This window comes from Bordetella genomosp. 1, from assembly GCF_002261335.1.
In the GTDB taxonomy this organism is placed as follows: Bacteria; Pseudomonadota; Gammaproteobacteria; order Burkholderiales; family Burkholderiaceae_B; genus Bordetella.
The window spans coordinates 256,427-273,810 of record NZ_NEVL01000005.1 but is presented as its reverse complement, the minus strand read 5'-3'; the positions used below and the strand labels follow the sequence as shown (position 1 = coordinate 273,810).

Annotated in this window: 12 protein-coding genes; 4 read left to right on the top strand and 8 right to left on the bottom strand. The window is 70.2% G+C overall.

Features of this window, described 5'->3' with window-relative positions; translation table 11 throughout:
* Window positions 1-5: 5 nt before the first annotated feature.
* Window positions 6-878 (bottom strand): LysR family transcriptional regulator, encoded by an 873-nt coding sequence (locus CEG14_RS21965; RefSeq protein ID WP_094828526.1) that lies wholly within the window; start codon window positions 876-878, stop codon window positions 6-8.
* Window positions 879-974: 96 nt separating this feature from the next.
* Here CEG14_RS21965 and CEG14_RS21960 point away from each other — a divergent pair, with 96 nt between their 5' ends.
* Complete coding sequence (locus CEG14_RS21960) at window positions 975-2,177, top strand: pyridoxal phosphate-dependent aminotransferase (RefSeq protein ID WP_094828525.1); 1,203 nt, start codon at window positions 975-977, stop codon at window positions 2,175-2,177.
* A 52-nt stretch (window positions 2,178-2,229) separates the two neighbouring features.
* Window positions 2,230-2,937, top strand: coding sequence for a ribonuclease activity regulator RraA (locus CEG14_RS21955; protein WP_094828524.1), 708 nt, complete (start codon window positions 2,230-2,232; stop codon window positions 2,935-2,937).
* A gap of 345 nt (window positions 2,938-3,282) precedes the next feature.
* Here the strand turns inward: CEG14_RS21955 and fhuE are convergent, their stop codons facing one another.
* Together fhuE and CEG14_RS21945 are read right to left on the bottom strand one after the other, a co-directional pair.
* Window positions 3,283-5,484 carry a ferric-rhodotorulic acid/ferric-coprogen receptor FhuE gene (gene fhuE / locus CEG14_RS21950; RefSeq protein ID WP_094828523.1) on the bottom strand — a complete coding sequence of 734 codons (2,202 nt, stop codon included), beginning with the start codon at window positions 5,482-5,484 and terminating at the stop codon, window positions 3,283-3,285.
* Between the two features lie 134 nt (window positions 5,485-5,618).
* Entirely contained in the window at window positions 5,619-7,865 is a 2,247-nt protein-coding gene (locus tag CEG14_RS21945; protein ID WP_256985901.1) for a TonB-dependent siderophore receptor, read from the bottom strand.
* Window positions 7,866-8,002: 137 nt separating this feature from the next.
* On the opposite strand from CEG14_RS21945, the gene CEG14_RS21940 reads away from it, so the two are divergent.
* Window positions 8,003-8,971, top strand: a complete 969-nt coding sequence (locus CEG14_RS21940) for a helix-turn-helix transcriptional regulator (protein ID WP_094828521.1) — start codon at window positions 8,003-8,005, stop codon at window positions 8,969-8,971.
* Between the two features lie 155 nt (window positions 8,972-9,126).
* The gene (locus tag CEG14_RS21935; RefSeq protein WP_094828520.1) at window positions 9,127-10,995 is read left to right on the top strand and encodes a methyl-accepting chemotaxis protein; all 1,869 of its coding nucleotides are present in this window, start codon (window positions 9,127-9,129) and stop codon (window positions 10,993-10,995) included.
* Between the two features lie 81 nt (window positions 10,996-11,076).
* Here the strand turns inward: CEG14_RS21935 and CEG14_RS21930 are convergent, their stop codons facing one another.
* The 5 genes from CEG14_RS21930 to CEG14_RS21910 are packed head-to-tail and all read right to left on the bottom strand — an operon-like array spanning window position 11,077 to window position 17,350.
* Window positions 11,077-11,595 carry a DedA family protein gene (locus CEG14_RS21930; protein WP_094828519.1) on the bottom strand — a complete coding sequence of 173 codons (519 nt, stop codon included), beginning with the start codon at window positions 11,593-11,595 and terminating at the stop codon, window positions 11,077-11,079.
* A 35-nt stretch (window positions 11,596-11,630) separates the two neighbouring features.
* Window positions 11,631-12,488 carry a DUF2894 domain-containing protein gene (locus CEG14_RS21925; RefSeq protein ID WP_179280653.1) on the bottom strand — a complete coding sequence of 286 codons (858 nt, stop codon included), beginning with the start codon at window positions 12,486-12,488 and terminating at the stop codon, window positions 11,631-11,633.
* Window positions 12,481-13,227, bottom strand: a complete 747-nt coding sequence (locus tag CEG14_RS21920) for an OmpA family protein (RefSeq protein ID WP_094828518.1) — start codon at window positions 13,225-13,227, stop codon at window positions 12,481-12,483. The genes CEG14_RS21925 and CEG14_RS21920 overlap by 8 nt, the downstream gene beginning before the upstream one ends.
* Window positions 13,224-16,592, bottom strand: coding sequence for a DUF802 domain-containing protein (locus CEG14_RS21915; RefSeq protein ID WP_094828517.1), 3,369 nt, complete (start codon window positions 16,590-16,592; stop codon window positions 13,224-13,226). Before CEG14_RS21915 ends, CEG14_RS21920 begins: the two co-directional genes overlap by 4 nt.
* Window positions 16,589-17,350 carry a DUF3348 domain-containing protein gene (locus CEG14_RS21910; protein WP_094828516.1) on the bottom strand — a complete coding sequence of 254 codons (762 nt, stop codon included), beginning with the start codon at window positions 17,348-17,350 and terminating at the stop codon, window positions 16,589-16,591. The genes CEG14_RS21915 and CEG14_RS21910 overlap by 4 nt, the downstream gene beginning before the upstream one ends.
* Window positions 17,351-17,384 lie beyond the last annotated feature (34 nt).

The following is a 17,384-nucleotide window of genomic DNA, read 5'->3' as shown; positions in this document are numbered from 1 at the left end:
CGCGCTCAGGCCGGGCGCGCCAGCGCCACCAGCAGCTGCGCCAGCGCCCGCACCTCGTCGTGATGCACCGGCGCGGCGCGGTGCACCAGGCCGATGTCGCGATGGAACACGTGCTTGCCGAGGTCGAGCGCGCGCACGCCGGCCGGCCAGCGGCCGAGCGCGGCGGTCTGCGGCACCAGCGCCACGCCCACGCCGCGCGCCACCAGCGCCACGATGGTCTCGAGCTCGTCGAGTTCGCAGACCTCGTGCGGCGCGATGTGGCGGTCGCGCAGGAAGCGATCGACCTGGCGTCCGCCGAAGCTGGCGCGGTCGTAGCGGATGAAGGGCTCGCGCGTCAGCAGCTCGGCCCAGTCCCGGCCCTTCACGGCGCGAGGCACCAGCAGCTTGAAGGGCTCCTGCGCCAGCGTGGTCCAGCGCAGGTCGCTGTGCAGCGTGAAGGGCGGGCGGATGATGGCCGCCAGGTCCACGTCGCCCGCGTCCACCAGATTGATGAGCTCCAGCGAGATGCCCGGGATCACGTGGCTGCGGCAGTGCGGATGCTGCTGGTGAAAGCGTGCGAGCGCATCGGGCAGCAGCAGCCGGTGCACCGAGGCGATCGCGCCGAGCGTGATGAGGGTCGCGGCCGGCGCGTCGGTCTGGCCCGAGCCGAGCTGCCCATACAGGCGCAGCAGATCCTGCGCCTGGCGCAGCACCTGCCGTCCCTTGTGATTCAGGTGGGCCGCGCGGCCGCGCCGGTCGAACAGCGCAAAGCCCAGCTCCGCCTCGAGCCGCTGCATCTGCGCGCTGACCGCGGCCTGCGTCAGGCCGATGCGGTCGCCCGCGGCCGCGAACGTGCCTTCGCGCGCCACCGCCACCAGCGTCTTGAGTTCGCGGATCATTGATAAATAAAAGTTTTGGTTTATATAAATATATATTGATTTTATTTTTATGGCCGCGTTCTTACGATGGGCGTTCATGCATCGAGGAGACGGGTCATGGCGTTGCTGGGACAACTGTTGCAGGCGGTCAAACCGTCGCCCACGCTGGCGATCACCAAGCAGGCGGCCGACATGCGCCGCAGCGGCATCGACGTGATCGGGCTGTCGCAGGGCGAGCCGGACTTCCCCACGCCCGAGCACATCGCGGCCGCCGCGAAGGCGGCCATCGATCAGGGCCAGACCCGCTACACCGACGTGGACGGCACGCCCGAACTCAAGGCCGCCATCGTGCGCAAGTTCGAGCGCGAGAACGGGCTGGTCTACGCGCCCAACGAGATCAGCGTCGGTACCGGCGGCAAGCAGGTGATCTTCAACGCGCTGCTGGCCACGCTCGACGAGGGCGACGAGGTCATCATTCCCGCGCCGTACTGGGTGTCGTACCCGGACATGGTGCGGCTGGCGCGCGGCACGCCGGTGGAGGTGCGCTGCCCCGACACGCAGGATTTCAAGATCACCGCGGCGCAGCTGCGCGCGGCCATCACGCCGCGCACCAAGTGGCTGATCCTGAACTCGCCGAGCAATCCCACCGGCGCCGGTTACTCGGCCGCCGAGCTGCGCGAGATCGGCGCGGAGCTGCTGGCGCATCCGCACGTGCACGTGATGACCGACGACATGTACGAGCATCTGCGCTACGACGGCTGGACGTTCTCGACCATCGCCGCCGAGGTGCCGGCGCTGCGCGACCGCGTGCTCACGATCAACGGTGTGTCCAAGGCCTACTCGATGACGGGCTGGCGCATCGGCTACGCGGGCGGACCGCGCGCGCTGATCGCCGCGATGGCCACGCTGCAGTCGCAGAGCACCAGCAACCCGTGCTCGATCGCGCAGGCCGCCGCGGTGGCGGCGCTCGAGGGTTCGCTCGATTTCCTGGCGCCGCGCAACGAGACCTTCCGCGCGCGCCGCGACCTGTGCCTGGACGCGTTCAACCGCACGCCGGGCCTGAGCTGCCGCAAGCCCGAGGGCGCGTTCTATCTGTTTCCGTCGTGCGCGGGCCTGGTCGGCAAGACCACGCCCGACGGCGCGCGCATCGCCAACGATGCCGACGTGGGCCGCTATCTGCTGGAGGCCGCGCGGGTGGCGGTGGTGCCGGGCAGCGCGTTCGGCTACGAGGGCTACTTCCGCATTTCGTTCGCCACCGCCACCGAGCGGCTGGAGCAGGCCTGCGAGCGCATTCGCGCCGCCTGCGCCCGACTCACGTGAGCGTGCGGTCCGCCGCGCGCGTTTTTCTTCCTGACCTGTCCGGAGCCTGATGATGAGCAACACCCATGACACCGCCGCCTTCGAGGCCCTGGCCGGTGTGACCACCGCCACCTTGACGACCATCCTGCTGAAGAAGGGGCTGCGCAACGTCTGGATCCGCGGCGCCTTCCCGATCGCGCCGGGCCTGCCGCGCCTGGTCGGCCGCGCGTTCACGGTGCGCTTCATTCCCGCCCGCGAAGACCTGGCCACGCCCGAATCGTGGAGCTCGCCCAAATCCACCCGCGCCGCCATCGAGCAGATGCCGTCCGGCTGCATCGCGGTGGTCGACGCCAACGGCGTGAAGGACGCGGGCTTCTGGGGCGACATCCTGTGCGCCCGCATGGCCAAACGCGGCGTGGCCGCGCTGGTGAGCGACGGCGCGGTGCGCGACCTCGCCGGCGTGCTCTCGACCGGGCTGCCCGTCTGGGCCGCCGGCGCCGCGGCCCCGCCGTCGGTCGCCGCGCTCACCTTCGTCGACTGGCAGCAGCCCGTCGGCTGCGGCGGCGTGGCCGTCTTCCCCGATGACGTCATCGTCGCCGATCAGGACGGCGCCGTCGTCATCCCCGCCGCCCTGCTCGCCGACGTCGTCGTCGCCGCGGTGGAACAGGAGCGCCTCGAAGGCTGGATCATGAACGAAGTCGACAGCGGCGCCGCGCTCCCCGGCCTCTACCCGCCCAACGCCGAAAACAAGGCCCGCTACGAAGCCAGCAAGAAGCAATAAGCGCCCCGCAGCATCCCGCAAAAGCAAAGGCCCGGCAGAAAACCTGCCGGGCCTTTGCCATGAATCGAACCGCAAAAACAAAGGTGTCAGACTACATTTTTTACAACCAAGCGCCGCAAACAAAGGTGTCAGACTACATTTTCCACCTAAGGAAAAAAGGAGTCAGACTACATTTTCGGCAATGGCGCACCACTCGAAAAATGCAGTCTGACACCTTTGTTTTCTGCCGCAAAAATGTAGTCTGACACCTTTGTTTTGGGATGCGTCCCACGCGCACATCTACAAGCTTCGAGATGCGCTGCGTGGCCTCCGCAAGAATAGCCGCGCCGCAGCGCGGCGTGGGGGTCAATACCTATAGCGCATCGTCAGCATCGCGCTGCGGCCCTCGGCCCAGGCGCCCTGGTTGTAGAAGCCGATCTGGCTGTAGTACTTGCGGTCGAACAGGTTGTTGACGTTGAGCTGGGCCGACAGGTTGCGGTTGAACTCGTAGCGGGCCATCACGTTGGTGATGGCATAGCTGCCCTGGCTCACGCGTTCGGTCTGGCCCGAGGGGTTGGTGGCGTCGGTGTAGTTGCCGCTCTGCCAGTTCACGCCGCCGCCCACGGTGAGGGCGTTCCACGCGCCGGGCAGGCGATAGGTGGTGAACAGGCGCACCAGGCTGCGCGGCTGGTTGGTCTGGATTGCGTTGCCGTCGCCGTCGCGGCCGGTCCAGTGGGTCCAGCCGGCGGCCACGTTCCAGCCCGGCGAGAGCTCGCCCGACATCTCGAGGTCGAAGCCGCGCGTGCGGGTGCCCTGCGCGGCGCGATAGGCGGCGTTCGGCGTGCCCGGCACGAAGAAGCCCGTGTCTTCCTGCGCCACGTTGTCCTGGTTGACCTGGAACACGGCGGCGCTGGCGTTCAGCTTGCCTTCCAGCCATTCGCCCTTCAGGCCCAGCTCGTACGACTTGCCTTCGAGCGGGTCGAGCCAGCCGCCGTTGCGGTCCTGGTACGACTGCGGGTTGAAGATCTCGGTGTAGCTGGCGTAGGCCGTGTAGTTCTCGTTCAGGTCGAGCAGCAGGCCGGCATACGGCGTGAACGCGTTCTTGTCGAACGCGTAGCGCGAGTCGCCGCCCCAGCCCACCGAATCGGTCTTCCAGCTGCTGTAGCGGCCGCCCACGATCAGCTTGAGCGGATCGGCCAGCTCCATGCGCAGCGCGGCGTACACGCCGGTCTGCTTGGTGGTGTAGCGCGAGGCGGGCGTGCGCTCGCTGCTCCATTCGGGTTCGGGATAGGAGCCGTTCCATTCCAGGAAGTTGCCCACCGCGCTGGTGCCGAGCGGCGCGCGGTAGTCGAAGTCGGCGTACTGGCGGCTGGCGCTCGCGCCCACCACCACTTCATGGCGGCGGCCAAACAGGTTGAACGGGCCGGAGGCCTTCACGTCGAAGCTGTTCTGCTTGCGATCGCCCAGATACCAGGCAGGCGAGGAGCCCATGCCCAGGCCGGTGGTGCGGTCCGGGAAGCCGGTCAGGTAGAGCAGCTTGCCGTCCATCTCGTTCTTGCTGTGGCTGGCGACGGCCTGGATGTTCCAGCCGCTGTCGAAGCGCTGTTCGAGCTGCAGGAACGCGCCCTGCGTGGTGCTGCCCCACGAGGTCCAGTCGGCGCCCGTGTTGAGCGAACGCTTCCAGTCGGTGCGGCTGCCATCCGAGTACCAGAGCGGAAAGCCGCCCCAGCTGCTGCCCTTGGGATCGTTCTTCTGGTAGTTGAAGCCCACGCTGAGCGTGGTCTTGGACGTGATGTCGGCATCGATCACGCCGTAGACCACGGTCTTCTCGTTCTCGTAGTGCTCGAGGTACGAGTGGTTCTTCTGGTAGGCCGTCACCAGCCGGCCGCGCACCGTGCCGCTTTCGTTGAAGGGCGTCTGCAGGTCGGCCGTGGCGCGATAGGTGTCGTGCGTGCCGGCGCCCACGCTCAGGTCGGCCTTGAACTCGCGCGCGGTGGCGTGCTTGCGCACCAGGTTGACCGAGGCCGAAGGATCGCCCGCGCCGGTCAGCAGGCCGGTGGCGCCGCGCACCACCTCGATGCGGTCGTAGATGATCGGATCCATGGACGATTCGCCGCCGGCATAGCCGATCTCGAAGGCCGTGGGGATGCCGTCATACATGTAGTTGCTGATGGGGAAGCCGCGCGCGTTGAAGCTGTAGCGTTCGGCGTCGAAATTCTGTACCGAGATGCCCGGCGTGTTGCCCAGCACGTCCACCAGCGACATCATGTTCTGGTCGTCGATGCGCTGGCGCGTGACGACGGTGACCGACTGCGGCGTTTCGCGCAGCGTCAGGGGCAGGCCGGTGCTGGCGCCAGTGGCGCGCGGCGTGTAGCTGCCGGTGCCTTCGGTGGTGGTGGCGGGTTGCGCGTCGCCTTGCACCTCGACCGAGTTGAGCGTGGGCACGTTGGCATTGCCCTGCTGTGCCTGCGCGGCGCTCGCCGCCAGCGCCATGAGAACCAGACTGCTCAGTTGGCGCAGCTGCGCGCGGGGTTGCGCGCGCAGGCGGCCGGTCTTGCTGACGGACATGAATTCCTCTCCCTATTCAAGTGGATAGGAATTCTAATAACAATGATTCTCAAGTGCGTTATTGTTTCTGATTATAAAAATAGGGACGTTGCAGCGGTGGCACAGCGCCGCCGCGCAACGTCCCCGTCTCCGGCCTACCAGCGGTAGCGCAGATTGGCGAGCACCGTGCGTTCGCTGCCCCAGTAGCAGGCGGTCGGGCCGGGGCAGTTCACCACGTATTCGCGGTCGAACAGGTTCGACACCGACACCGAGACGTCGGCGCCGCGCAGCGACTGCGCCATGCGGCCCAGGTCGTAGCGCACCGTGGCGTCCACCAGCGTCACCGGCTTGAGCAGGTGGGTGTTGTTCAGGTCGCCATACAGCGTGCCGCGGTAGCGCACGCCGGCGCCCATGCCCAGACCGGCGAGCGGGCCCTGCTGCAGCGTGTAGTCGAGCCACAGCGCGGCCTGGTGGCGCGGCACGAAGATCATCTGGTTGCCGACCTGGCCGGTGGTGTCGCCGCGGTTGGTCTTGGTGATCTCGCTGTCGGAGTAGGCGTAGGAGGCGGTCAGGTCGAGCCCGCGCGCGAGCCGCGCCTTGGCCTCCAGCTCCAGCCCCTGGATGCGGACCTGGCCGGTCTGCACGCTATAGCTGGTGTTGAGCGGGTCGGGCGCGCTCACGTTGTTCTGCACGATCTGGAACAGCGATGCCGTGTACAGGCTGTCGCTGCCCGGCGGCTGGAACTTCAGCCCGGCCTCGTACTGCGTGCCCGTGGTGGGGCGCAGCGGGTTGCCGTCGCGGGTGGTGCCGGCCACCGGCTGGAACGAGGTGGCATAGCTGATGTACGGGGCCAGTCCGTTGTCGTAGCGATACGCGGCGGCGACGCGGCCGGTGAAGCGGCTGGCGTGCGTGTCGAGATCGGTGTCGGTGCCGCCGACGCGGCGCGTGTCGGTGCGGGTCGAGGTCCAGTCCTGACGGCCGGCGAGGGTGACGCTCAGTCGGCCGAACTCGATGCGGTCCTGCGCGTACAGGCCGAGCTGCTCGCGGCGCTGGTTGATGACCAGCGCGTCGGCCGGCGTGCGGATGTCCAGGTTGCCGTAGTCCGGGTCGTACAGGTCGAACAGCGCGAAGCCGCCGCTGCCGTTGCGCAGGATGTCGAGCTGGCTTTCGGTGAAGCGCGAGCGTTCGCGCAGGTAGTCCAGGCCCAGCGTCAGGTGGTGACGCGTGGCGCCCACCGCGAATTCGGCGTTGGCCTGGTTGTCGATCTGGAACGCGCGCGCGGTTTCCGGGAAGGCCCAGGCGTAGCGCACGGCCTGCGTCTCGGTGGCCATCAGGCCGATCTGCACGCGCCGGGTGCGCGCGTTGACCTCGCTCACGCGGGCGGTCTGGCGCAGTTGCCAGACGTCGTTCACGCGATGGTCGAGGGTGTAGCCGAACAGGGTCTGGCGATTGGTGAAGCGGTCGAAATCCGGGTCGCCCACGTAGCGGTCGCGGGGAATGCGACCCTGGCTGCTGGCCTCGCCCGTGCCGATGTAGGGCAGCACCGGCGCGCCGCCGCCGCCGTGCGATTCGATCTCCTGGTACTGCGCCGACAGATTGAACTGCGTGTCGGCCGACAGTTTCCAGGTGAAGCTCGGCGCGATGAACACGCGCTTGTCGTCCACGTAGTCGTACTGCGTGTCGGTGTCCAGCCCCATGCCGGTCAGGCGATAGAGCAGGCGGCCTTCCTGGTCGACCGCGCCGGAGAAGTCGAAGCCGGCCTGGGCGCGGCCGTGGCTGCCGGTCTGCAGGTTGATCTCGTTGATGCGTTCCTCGGTCGGGCGCTTGCTCGTCATCGTCAGGATGCCGCCGGGCGCGCCCTGGCCGTAGAGGCCGGAGGAGGGGCCCTTGAGCACCTCGATGCGCTCCAGGCCGTAGGCCTCGATGCGGGGCTGCGCATAGCCGCGCACGCCGAACGGCAGGATCAGCCCGTCCAGATAGCGTTGCGGCGTGAAGCCGCGCACGGTGAGCCAGTCCAGCCGCACGTCGGTGTCGCCGTACTGGGCATTCACGCCCGGCGTGAAGCGCAGCGCCTGCGCCACCGAGTTCGAACCCTGGCGGTCCATCTCGCTGCGGGTCACCACGTTGATGGTCTGCGGCGTGTCGATCAGCGCGGTATTGCTCTTGGTCGCCGCGCGGCTGCGCGTGGCCACGTATTCATCGCCCAGGGTGTCCGAGGCCTGGACGGAGCCCTGCACGGTCACGGGCGCCAGGGTGGCCGGATCGGCCGTGGTCTGGGCCAGCGCCGGCGCACTCAGCGTGCCGGTGGCGAGCAGCCACAGCAGGATGCGATGGGCGGCGGTGGGCACGAGGCGGCGCGCGGCGGCATGAGGCGCGCGGGTGGAGACGGTCTGCGGCAACACTGGTTTTCCCCTGGGCAAGCGGTCGAAATAAACGATAATGATTGTTAGTTGCGGCGCATCATCCCAGAACTTTCGCCGCGACGCTGCCGCAATCCCGGCCGCGCCTGACGGAATCGCGGCTTTTTTCATCGCCGTCCATGCCTGTCAGCCCCTCGCTCTACGATGCACCGCGCCTGGCCCACGAATGGTGGCGCGACACGCTGCCCACCGTGCCGGTCACGCCGGCCTGGGAAGACACGATCGCCCTGGTCGAACGGGTCGACCAGGGCGTGAGCCTGGTCGTGCTCAAGGGCCGGCCCGACCAGGAACTGCTGCTGCCGTCGCCCGGCACGGCGCTGTTCGGCATGCAGGTGTGGCTCGAAGGCGGTTGCGAGCTGGGCTTCGAGGGCGGGCCGCCGGCCCGGGCGCGCGGCGGCGAGCTGGTGCTGTTCGAGCACACCAGCCCGGTGGGCAGCGCGATGCGGATCCCGGCGCACCAGCCCCTGCACATGATCGACATCCGCTACACGCCCCAGGCGCTCGGCGTCGAGCTGCGCCTGCCCTGGCGCCAATGGCGGCAGGCAGCGGCGATGCGCGACTTCAGCGTGCCCGACCGCGGCGGCCTGCTGGCCACCTGCGCGGCGCCGCAGGCCCTGCTGGGTCACGCGGCCGCCCTGCTCGCGCCGAAGGTGCAGACCGCGCAGGCCGCCTCGCTGTGGCGCCGGGCACGCGTGTACGACATGCTGGCGCAGGTCACCGACCTGCTCGCCATGCCCGACCGCGCGGCCGTGGCCGACCTGGGCGTGCTGCGACAGGCCGAGCGCGCGCGGCAGCTGCTGCATGCCGACCTCGCGCATCCCTGGACCATCGCCGCGCTGGCGCGGCGGGTCGGCGTGCCCGAGAAGCGCCTGCAGGCCGCCTTCCGGCAGGAGACCGGGCAGACCGTCTACGACTATCTGCGGGCCAGCCGGCTGGACGCGGCCGCGCTGCTGCTCGAGGCCGGGGTGAGCGTCACCGACGCCGCGTTGCGCGTGGGCTTCGGCAACCTGAGCCACTTCAGCAAGAGCTTTCGCGAGCGCCACGGCTGCGTGCCGACCCGCTGGCAGCGCGCGCCGCGATCGCCCTGACGCGCGTGCCGCATTGATCCGCAATGCATTGCCATTTATATCGTCGCGGCGGCGCTTAAGTTGCCGCGGCGCGATGTCGTAAGCCGGGAGCGCGCGGCCATACGCATCCGGCCGCGCGTGCGCGCCGGCAGGCGCGTCAACCTGGCTGAGAGAGCATGAAAACCACTTCGCTGCGAAACCGCATTCTGTTGATCAGTGGCCTGACGGTCGTGGGGGCGCTGATGCTCTCCGGCGTGGCCACCTATATGATCGTGCGCGACAACATGATGGCGAGCATCGCCGACACGCTGGACGCGGTCGCCAACGGCAACGCCCGCGCCATCGAGCGCTGGTCGAGCGACAAGGCCACGGCCGTCGTCGCCACCGCGCAGGCCGTCGAGAAGGGCGACCCCACCGGGCTGGTCAAGCTCCTGGGCGCCACCAACGATTTCCCCATCACCAGTGTCGGCTGGTCGGACAAGACCTTCTTCTCGACCGCGCCCACGCCGCCCGACTACGATCCCACCGCGCGCCCCTGGTACAAGAGCGCCGTCGCGGCGGGCAAGCTCACCATCACCAAGCCCTACGGCGACTCGTCTTCCGGCAAGCCCTACGTCGCCTTCACCACGCCCATCGTGCGCAACGGCCAGGCCGTGGGCGCCGTGAGCGGCGCCGTCGCGCTCGACGGCGTGAAGGCGGTGATCAAGGCGATCCGGCCCACGCCGTCCAGCCTGGCGTTCGTGGTGGCGACCGACGGCCAGGTGATCTCGCACCCGGACGACGCCTTTTCGCTCAAGCCGTCCACCGATCTCGCGCCCGACCTGAGCGCGGCCAGCATCGCGCCGCTCGCGGCCCCGCAGGCCACGCCGGCCGAAGTGGTGCTGTCGGGCCAGCCCAAGCTGCTCAAGGCCGAGCGCATTCCGGGCACCGACTGGTACCTGGTGGTGGCGCTGGACAAGGCCGAGGCGACTGTGGCGCTCGGCCAGGTGTTCAACGCCATGCTGGTGGCGATCGTGGTGCTCACGTTCGCGGCCCTGGTGGTGGCGGCGCTGTTCACCGCGCGTGCCTTCAAGCGGCTGTCGGCGGTGCGCGACGCGATGGACACGATCGGTTCGGGCGATGGCGACATGACCCAGCGCCTGGACGTGGTGGGCGGTGACGAAGTGGCGCAGATCTCGGCCTCGTTCAACGCCTTCGTGGACAAGATCAGCCAGGTGATGCTCGAGGTGCGCGCCGGCGTGCAATCCATGGCCGCCGCCACGCACGAGATCGAGAGCGGCAACCAGGACCTGTCGCGCCGCACCGAGACCTCGGCCGCTTCGCTGGAGGAAACCTCGTCGGCCCTGACGCAGATGACCTCGAGCGTGCGCCAGACCGAAGAGACCGCCGAGCAGGCCACCAGGCTCGCGACCGACGCCAGCGCGGCGGCCGCGCGCGGCGGCCAGGTGGTGACCGACGCGGTGACCACCATGGGCGCCATCGCCGCCTCGTCGGAGCGCATCACCGAGATCATCAGCGTGATCGACGGCATCGCGTTCCAGACCAACATCCTGGCACTGAACGCGGCCGTGGAAGCCGCGCGCGCGGGCGAACAGGGCCGCGGCTTCGCGGTCGTGGCCGGCGAGGTGCGCACGCTGGCGCAGCGCAGCGCCGCCTCGGCGCAGGAGATCCGCGCGCTGATCCAGGCCTCGGTGGAGAACGTGAAGAGCGGCACGCAGCGCGTGCAGGCCGCCGGCTCCACCATGGACGAGATCGTAGAGGGCATCGCGCGCGTGCAGCGCCTGGTGAGCGAGATCCACGGCGCGATGACCGAGCAGAGCGCGGGCATCGGCCAGATCGACGACAGCGTGTCCGACATGGACCGCGCCACGCAGGAAAACGCGGCGCTGGTCGAGCAGTCGGCCGCCGCCGCGTCGATGCTCAACGAGCAGGCCGCCAGCCTGGCGCGCACGGTGGCGCGCTTCAAGCTGCGCGGGGATTCGGCGCCGGTACGGGCCGCGCCCGCCGCCCAATGGGCGCAGGCGCCGCGCCTGAGCGCCGCCTGACCCCGCGGCTCGCGCATGCAGAACGGCCCGCACGTGTGCGGGCCGTTTTGCATCGGGCGGGCAGGGGATGGCCCGCGGGCCTCACCACCAGGCCTTGATGTGGGCCCACAGCGGCTCGAACCAGTGGGCGGCCATCGCCGAGCCGTAGCCCCAGGCCAGCGTCCAAACCGCGGCGCCGACCACGTTGGCGAACATGAAGAGATGCAGCGGCATGTTGACCGAGCCCGCGATCAGGCCATTGAGCTGGCGCAGCAGCACGACGAAGCGCGAGATCATGACCAGGTAGACGCCCTGGCGGCGGAAGCGTTCTTCCAGCGCCTCCAGGCGCGCGTGCGTGAGCTTGACCCAGTGGCCATGGCGCAACAGCACGCGGCGGCCGCCGGTGCGGCCGATGAGGTAGCCGGTGAGGTCGCCGAGCACCGCGCCGCTGAAGACGGCGAACAGCACCGTGGGCAGGTGCATCAGGCCCTGCGAGGCCAGGATGGAGGCGGCAATGACCGTCGATTCGCCGGGCAGCGGGGCGCCGAAGGACTCGAAGTACAGGCACACGAACAGCACGATCGCGCCGTAGGTGATGAGGTAGTGTTGGAGCCATTCCATGGTCGTGCGGCGCGGGCGCGAGCGAGCCTGCGGCCTCAGCCGGCGCGGGCGCGGCGGGTGCCCTTGGCGCGCGTGCCGGCCTTTTTGGCCGGCGCCTCGCGCGCGGCGCTCAGCGCGGCGTCGAGCTGCTCCATCCAGGACAGCCCTTCCGCGTAGAGCAGGAAGCGGCGCAGGTATTCGGGCGAGAGCTCGCGCATCAGTGCCAGCGAGCGGTGCACGAGGTGGCTGGAGTTGAGCGGGCCGGCGTTATCCGGCACCAGCGCCTCGGAGTGGCGCACCTGCTGGTCGGCGCTCAGGTGCGACCAGAGGTCGCGCAGCTCGTCGAGGAGCGGCAGCTCCGGGTAGTGGCGGCCGGGATGGTGGGCGGCGGCGTCGCCCTGGCGCACCGCATCGTCGAAGCCGGCGAGCAGCGCGGCCAGCGTCTGCGTGAGCGGGTCGGCGCCTGCGGTGGCGTCCGTGTCCAGCGCGTGCGGATCGCGGGCAGCGGGGGCGTCGTCGTCCGGGTTGCGCGCGCAATCATCTGCGGCCCCTTCCGTGGCCCCGCCGGTCTCCGCCGTCGCTGCGGCGTCCACGCTGACCACAGCGCTGGCGTCGGCAAGGTTTTCCTGCGCGGGGGCGTCGGGTTGTGCCTCGGTGGCGGCCGCGGCCTCGAGCGGCAGTTCCACCTGGGCTTCGGCGTCGGTGGGGCGGCGGAAGCGGCGCGGCGCGGCCCAGCCTTCGGGCTCGGCCAGGGCGGCGCTGCGTGCCAGCAGGCGTTCGCGCGCGGGGCCGTCGAAACGCTCGGCGCGGCGCGCCAGGCTGTCGGCGACCAGCCGGCGCAGCGCGTCGCCGCGCCTGGGCGTGGCATCCGGCGCGGACGTCGCGGCGGCGTCCTGTTCGCGCGGCTCAGTCACGCGGCTTTCCCGAGGCGGCGGGGGCCGCGGCAGGCGATCCCGCGGCGGACGATCCTGCGGCAGGCGATCCTGCGGCAGGCGATCCTGCGGCGGGCGGCGTGGCGGCGCTGGGCGTCGGGCCGCGGCGCGGCACCGGCGCGATCTCCACGCGGCGGTTCTGCGCGCGGCCGGATTCGTCGGCGTTCGAGGCCACCGGCTGTTCGGCGCCGAAGGCGGCGGCGAACACCTTGCCGGCGGGAATGCCTTCCTCGATCAGCGCGCGCGTGACCGTGAGCGCGCGCTGCGCGGACAGGTCCCAGTTGTCGGCGAAGCGCCGGTTGTTCTGGCTCACCTGCTGGTCGTCGGTGAAGCCGCTCACCATCAGCGTGTCGTCGCGCTGGCTCAGGTAGGCGGCCAGCGGCTGCGCCAGGCTGCGCAGCACCTCGCGGCCCTCGGGCTGGAGCTGGTCGGAGTTCAGTGCGAACAGCACGTTGCCGCTGATGCCGATGCGCCCGTCGATGAGCGTCACGCGGCCGGCCGCGAGCGGTCCGGCCAGGGCTTCCTCGAGCGACTGGCGCTGCTGCTCGGCCTGCTCGCGCTGCTTGACCTCGTCTTCGAGCTTGACCGAGAGTTCGAGCTGCATGCCGATCACGCCGACCAGGATCAGGATGAAGGCGCCCAACAGCACCGACATCAGGTCGCCGAAAACGGTCCAGACGGGCGCGGTCGGCTCCACGCCGGCATCGAGGTCGTCTCTCATTCTGCCTCGGTGCTTTCGATGTCGCGGCGCTCGGCCTCGCGGCGCTCATTGAGCAGTTGCAGCTCTTCGAGGATCTGCTTCTGCGACAGCATGCTGAGGTCCACCACCTCGCGCGCCTGCGCGACGTAGTAGGCCAGCTGGTCGTCGCTGCGCGACAGGGACTTGTCGAGCGCGGCCTCGATGCGCTGCAGCTGTTCGACCAGCGTTTCGTTGGCTTCGCCGTAGAGCTGCACCGCCGCGCCCATCGCCTCGCCCAGGCTGGCCACTTCGGCCGAGCTGGAGGTGATCTGTTCGGCCACGCCGGTGAGCTTGCCGGTTTCGTTCTCGACCTGCTCGTTGAAGCGGTTGCCGACGCGGTCGAGCAGATCGGCCGAGCTCGAGATCAGCGCGTCCACGGCCACGCGCTGTTCGGCCGAGGCGTGGTTGACGGCCTCGAGCAGCGTGTCCAGCGTCTCGAGCAGGCGGGCGCGCTCTTCGAGCATCGCGTTGTCGCGCACCATGCTGTCCGACAGCTTCTGGCGCAGCTCGGCCACCACGTCGGCGGCCGCCTGCGGCGCCTGCGCGGCTACCTGCACCAACTGGCCGATCTCGGCGATGGTGGCGCTGGCCTGCGATTCGGCCTGCGCGGTGATCTCGCCGGCGGTGCGTTCGAGCGTGGCGACGATGGCCGCGTTGCGCGCTTCCTGGTCGGCGCCGGCCTGCTGCCATTGCGTGCGCAGTTCCTCGGCCAGCGACTGCATCGATGCCGCCCAGGCGGCCAGGCGGGCCTCGTCGCGCTCGGCCAGCGCCTGCTGCAGCGAGGCGTGCGAGTCGGTGAGCGTGGACAACAGGCCGCCGGAGTGGCGCTCGAAGGTGTTCGCGGCGGCGGCCAGGCTCTGGGCGATGCGGTCGAGCTCGGCGTGGGTCTGGCCGGCATGCTCGCGCGCCCGGGTGCCGATTTCCTCGGCGGCCAGGGCCAGCGCGGTCACGATCTCTTCGTGGCGGCCGTTGTGTTCGGCGCCGGTCTGTTGCCACTGGTCGCGCAGCGTCTCGGCCAGGCCCTGCATCGAGGCGGCCCAGGCGGCCAGGCGCGCTTCGTCGCGCTCGGCCAGGGCCTGCTGCAGCGAGGCGTGCGAGTCGGACAACGTGGACAGCAGCCCGCCGGAATGGCTTTCGAAGGTGGCGGCGGCGCGCGCCAGGCTCTGCGCGATGCGGTCGAGCTCGGCGTGGGTCTGGCTGGCGTGTTCGCGCGACTGGGTGCCGATCTGTTCGGCGGCCAGGGCCAGCGCGGCCACGATCTCGTCGTGGCGGGCATTGTGGTCGTTGCCGGTCTGCTGCCACTGGTTGCGCAGCGTGTCGGCCAGGCCCTGCATCGAGGCGGCCCAGGCGGCCAGGCGCGCTTCGTCGCGCGAGGCCAGCGCATCCTGCAGCGAGGTGTGCGAGGCGGACAGCGTGGAGAGCAGGCCGTCGGAATGGCTTTCGAAGGTGGTGGCGGCGCTGGCCAGGCTCTGCGAGATGCGCGCCAGCTCCGCATGGGTCTGGCTGGCCTGTTCGCGCGCCTGCACGGCGAGCTGTTCGGCGCTGCGGGCCAGGGCGTCGCAGATGTCCTGCTGGCGCTCGGCCGCGGCCACGCCGGTCTCCTGCCATTGCGTGCGCAGCGCGTCGGCCACGCCCTGCAGCGAACCCGTGAAGGTCTGCAGGCGCTCGGCATCGGTGGCGGCGAGGCGCGCGTGCAGCTCGCCATGCGAACGGTCGAGGCGGTCGGCCAGCGTGCCGGCGTGTTGCTCGAACTGCGCGGTGGTGGCGGCCAGGCGCTCGGCCAGCGCGGTGATCTGTGCGAGGGTGCCGCTGGCGTGTTCCTGCATCTGCAGCGCCGATTCGCGCGCGGTCTGCACCAGCGTGGTCACGATCTCGGCCTGCTGCACGGCGCTCTGCGCGCCGCTTTCCTGCCATTGCTGGCGCAGCGCGCCCGACATCTCGTGCAGCGATTCGGCCCAGGCCGACAGGCGCTCCTCGTCGCGCGAGGCCAGCGTGTTCTGCAGTTCGGCGTTCGACTGGTTGACCGCGCCGAGCAGGGCGCCGGCGTGTTCCTGGAAGGTCGCGGCCGCGCGCGCCAGGGCCTGCTGGTTGTCGCCGGCCAGTTGCGCGCCCACGCGTTCCTGGCGCTCGAGCGCCTCGGTCCAGGTGCGGGCCACGGCGCCGGTGGCTTCCTGCAGCGTGTCGGTGATGCCGCGCGTGGTGGTCTCGAGGCGGTCGGATACGCCGTCGAGCAGCGTGGCCGCGCGCGTGTCGAAGGTCTGGGCATAGCCTTCGAGCGAGGCGCGCAGGTCGTCGGTGAGCACCTGGTTGGCGCGCTGCTGCTGGTCGAGGGCCTGCTGCCACACGGCGGCCATGTCGGTGGCGCTGCGGTCGAAGCGCGCGCTCATGCCGTCGAGGTGCTGCTGGGTGGCGGCCGTGACGGTGTCGTGCCAGGCGGTGGTGTCGCGCGCCAGGTTGGAGAGCGTCGACTCGATCGCGGGGCGGATCGCCTCGCCGGCGGCGCGCGCGCTCGCGGCGGCGCCGTCCTGCATGGCTTGCTGCACGTTGCCGGCCAGGCGCGTGTACACGGCCTCGGCCTTGTCGTGGAAGGCCGACTGGCTGGCCTTGAGCTGTTCGCCCAGGGCCTGCTGGTGGCGCTCCATGTTTTCCATCATGGCCTGCAGCCGGTCGACCAGCGCGGGCATGACCTCGGCCTGGCGCAGCATCAGTTGGTGCGATTCCTCGCGCTGGCGGGCGGCGGAGTAGGGGCGCAACGTGGTGATGATGCGCGCGTCGAGCTGCTGCGAGGCGGCGATGCGCTCGCGCCGGATCAGCGCGCCGAGCAGGCCCAGCATGGCGGAGGTGGCCACGCCCGCCACCGAGGTGCCGAACGCGAAGCCCAGGCCCTTGACCGGGGCGGCGAGCGAGGCGCGGATGGCCTGCAGGTCGGTCGCGCTCTCGAGCGCGACGCCGGTGCCGCGCAGCGTGGCGACCATGCCGAGAAAGGTGCCGAGCATGCCCAGCAGCACCAGCAGGCCCACGATATAGGGCGTGAGGGCGGGGGCGGGCAGGGCCACGCGCTCGCCTTCGATGCGCTGGCGCACGGCCACGCGCAGCGCGGCGGGCAGGCTCGCGATCCAGGCGGCCAGGTCGGCGGGCGCCTGCTCGAGGCCGTTCACGGAACGCACCAGGGTCTGCGTGGCGCGGTGGTAGCGCAGCAGTTCGATGGCGCCGATCACGTAGAAGGCGCCTATCGTCAGTGTCACGGCCAGCGCCAGCGGATTGGAGCCGGCATAGCCGGCCCCGATCCAGACCACGGCCGCGAGGCCCGCCAGGAAAACCACAACGCTGATGAGGGATCGAATCATGTTTTCTTATTCAGTGTTTGCACGTCCGCGCTTGCGCGCAGGGTGGCGATCAGTCCTTCGACCGGTTGCATGCGCAGGTCGAGCTCGGCGAGCAGGACGTTGCGCATGTCCGACAGGAAGGCCGGGAGCCAGGCATCGAGCGCCGGCACGGGCAGGCCCTGCGCGGCGGCCTCGGCCCGCTCGGTGCGCGCGGCGGCGCGCAGCCGCTCGAAGCGGCCTTGCAGCATGAAGGGCACCGTGCCCAGCAGGCTGCGTTCGCGCGGGATCAGCGCGCGGTCCATGATGGCGTCGAGCACGGCCAGTCGCGTGGCGCGTTGCGTCTTGCCCGCCAACATCCCGCGCAGCCGGCTGCGCAGGTTGCCGATGTTGGTTTCCATGGTGTGCTGCAGGGACAGGCAACGCTGGCGATAGGTGCCGTAGTCGGGCTCGGTGGGCTCGGCCGGCGCCTTGTTGCGGGCGTTGCGCAGCGGCGGCGGATTGGCGGCCGTGTCGCGCACGATCGCGTCGGCCAGCGCGCTGCGCACGCGTGCGCATTCGCGCCCTTGCTCGTCGTCGAACGTGCGTGTGTTGGCCGGCACCACCGGGGTGTTGCCATCGAGGGTCGCGGCCAACGCGATGGCGTCGGTCCAGCCCAGCCATTGGCTCAGGCGGTCGGACAGCGGCAGCCGCGATTCGGGAATGTCGGCGTCGGTCAGCCGGGCCAGCAGACGCACGAGCGTCGGGCCGCTGAAACCGGCGCGCCGGGACAGTTGCGCCATGCCTGCAGGATCAAAAAGGCAGCAGTTTACACGG

Coding starts and splice junctions, on each gene's coding strand:
- CEG14_RS21965 (WP_094828526.1), bottom strand. CDS start 878: ATGATCCGCGAACTCAAGACGCTGGTGGCGGTGGCGCGCGAAGGCACG.
- CEG14_RS21960 (WP_094828525.1), top strand. CDS start 975: ATGGCGTTGCTGGGACAACTGTTGCAGGCGGTCAAACCGTCGCCCACG.
- CEG14_RS21955 (WP_094828524.1), top strand. CDS start 2,230: ATGAGCAACACCCATGACACCGCCGCCTTCGAGGCCCTGGCCGGTGTG.
- fhuE (WP_094828523.1), bottom strand. CDS start 5,484: ATGTCCGTCAGCAAGACCGGCCGCCTGCGCGCGCAACCCCGCGCGCAG.
- CEG14_RS21940 (WP_094828521.1), top strand. CDS start 8,003: ATGCCTGTCAGCCCCTCGCTCTACGATGCACCGCGCCTGGCCCACGAA.
- CEG14_RS21935 (WP_094828520.1), top strand. CDS start 9,127: ATGAAAACCACTTCGCTGCGAAACCGCATTCTGTTGATCAGTGGCCTG.
- CEG14_RS21930 (WP_094828519.1), bottom strand. CDS start 11,595: ATGGAATGGCTCCAACACTACCTCATCACCTACGGCGCGATCGTGCTG.
- CEG14_RS21920 (WP_094828518.1), bottom strand. CDS start 13,227: ATGAGAGACGACCTCGATGCCGGCGTGGAGCCGACCGCGCCCGTCTGG.
- CEG14_RS21915 (WP_094828517.1), bottom strand. CDS start 16,592: ATGATTCGATCCCTCATCAGCGTTGTGGTTTTCCTGGCGGGCCTCGCG.
- CEG14_RS21910 (WP_094828516.1), bottom strand. CDS start 17,350: ATGGCGCAACTGTCCCGGCGCGCCGGTTTCAGCGGCCCGACGCTCGTG.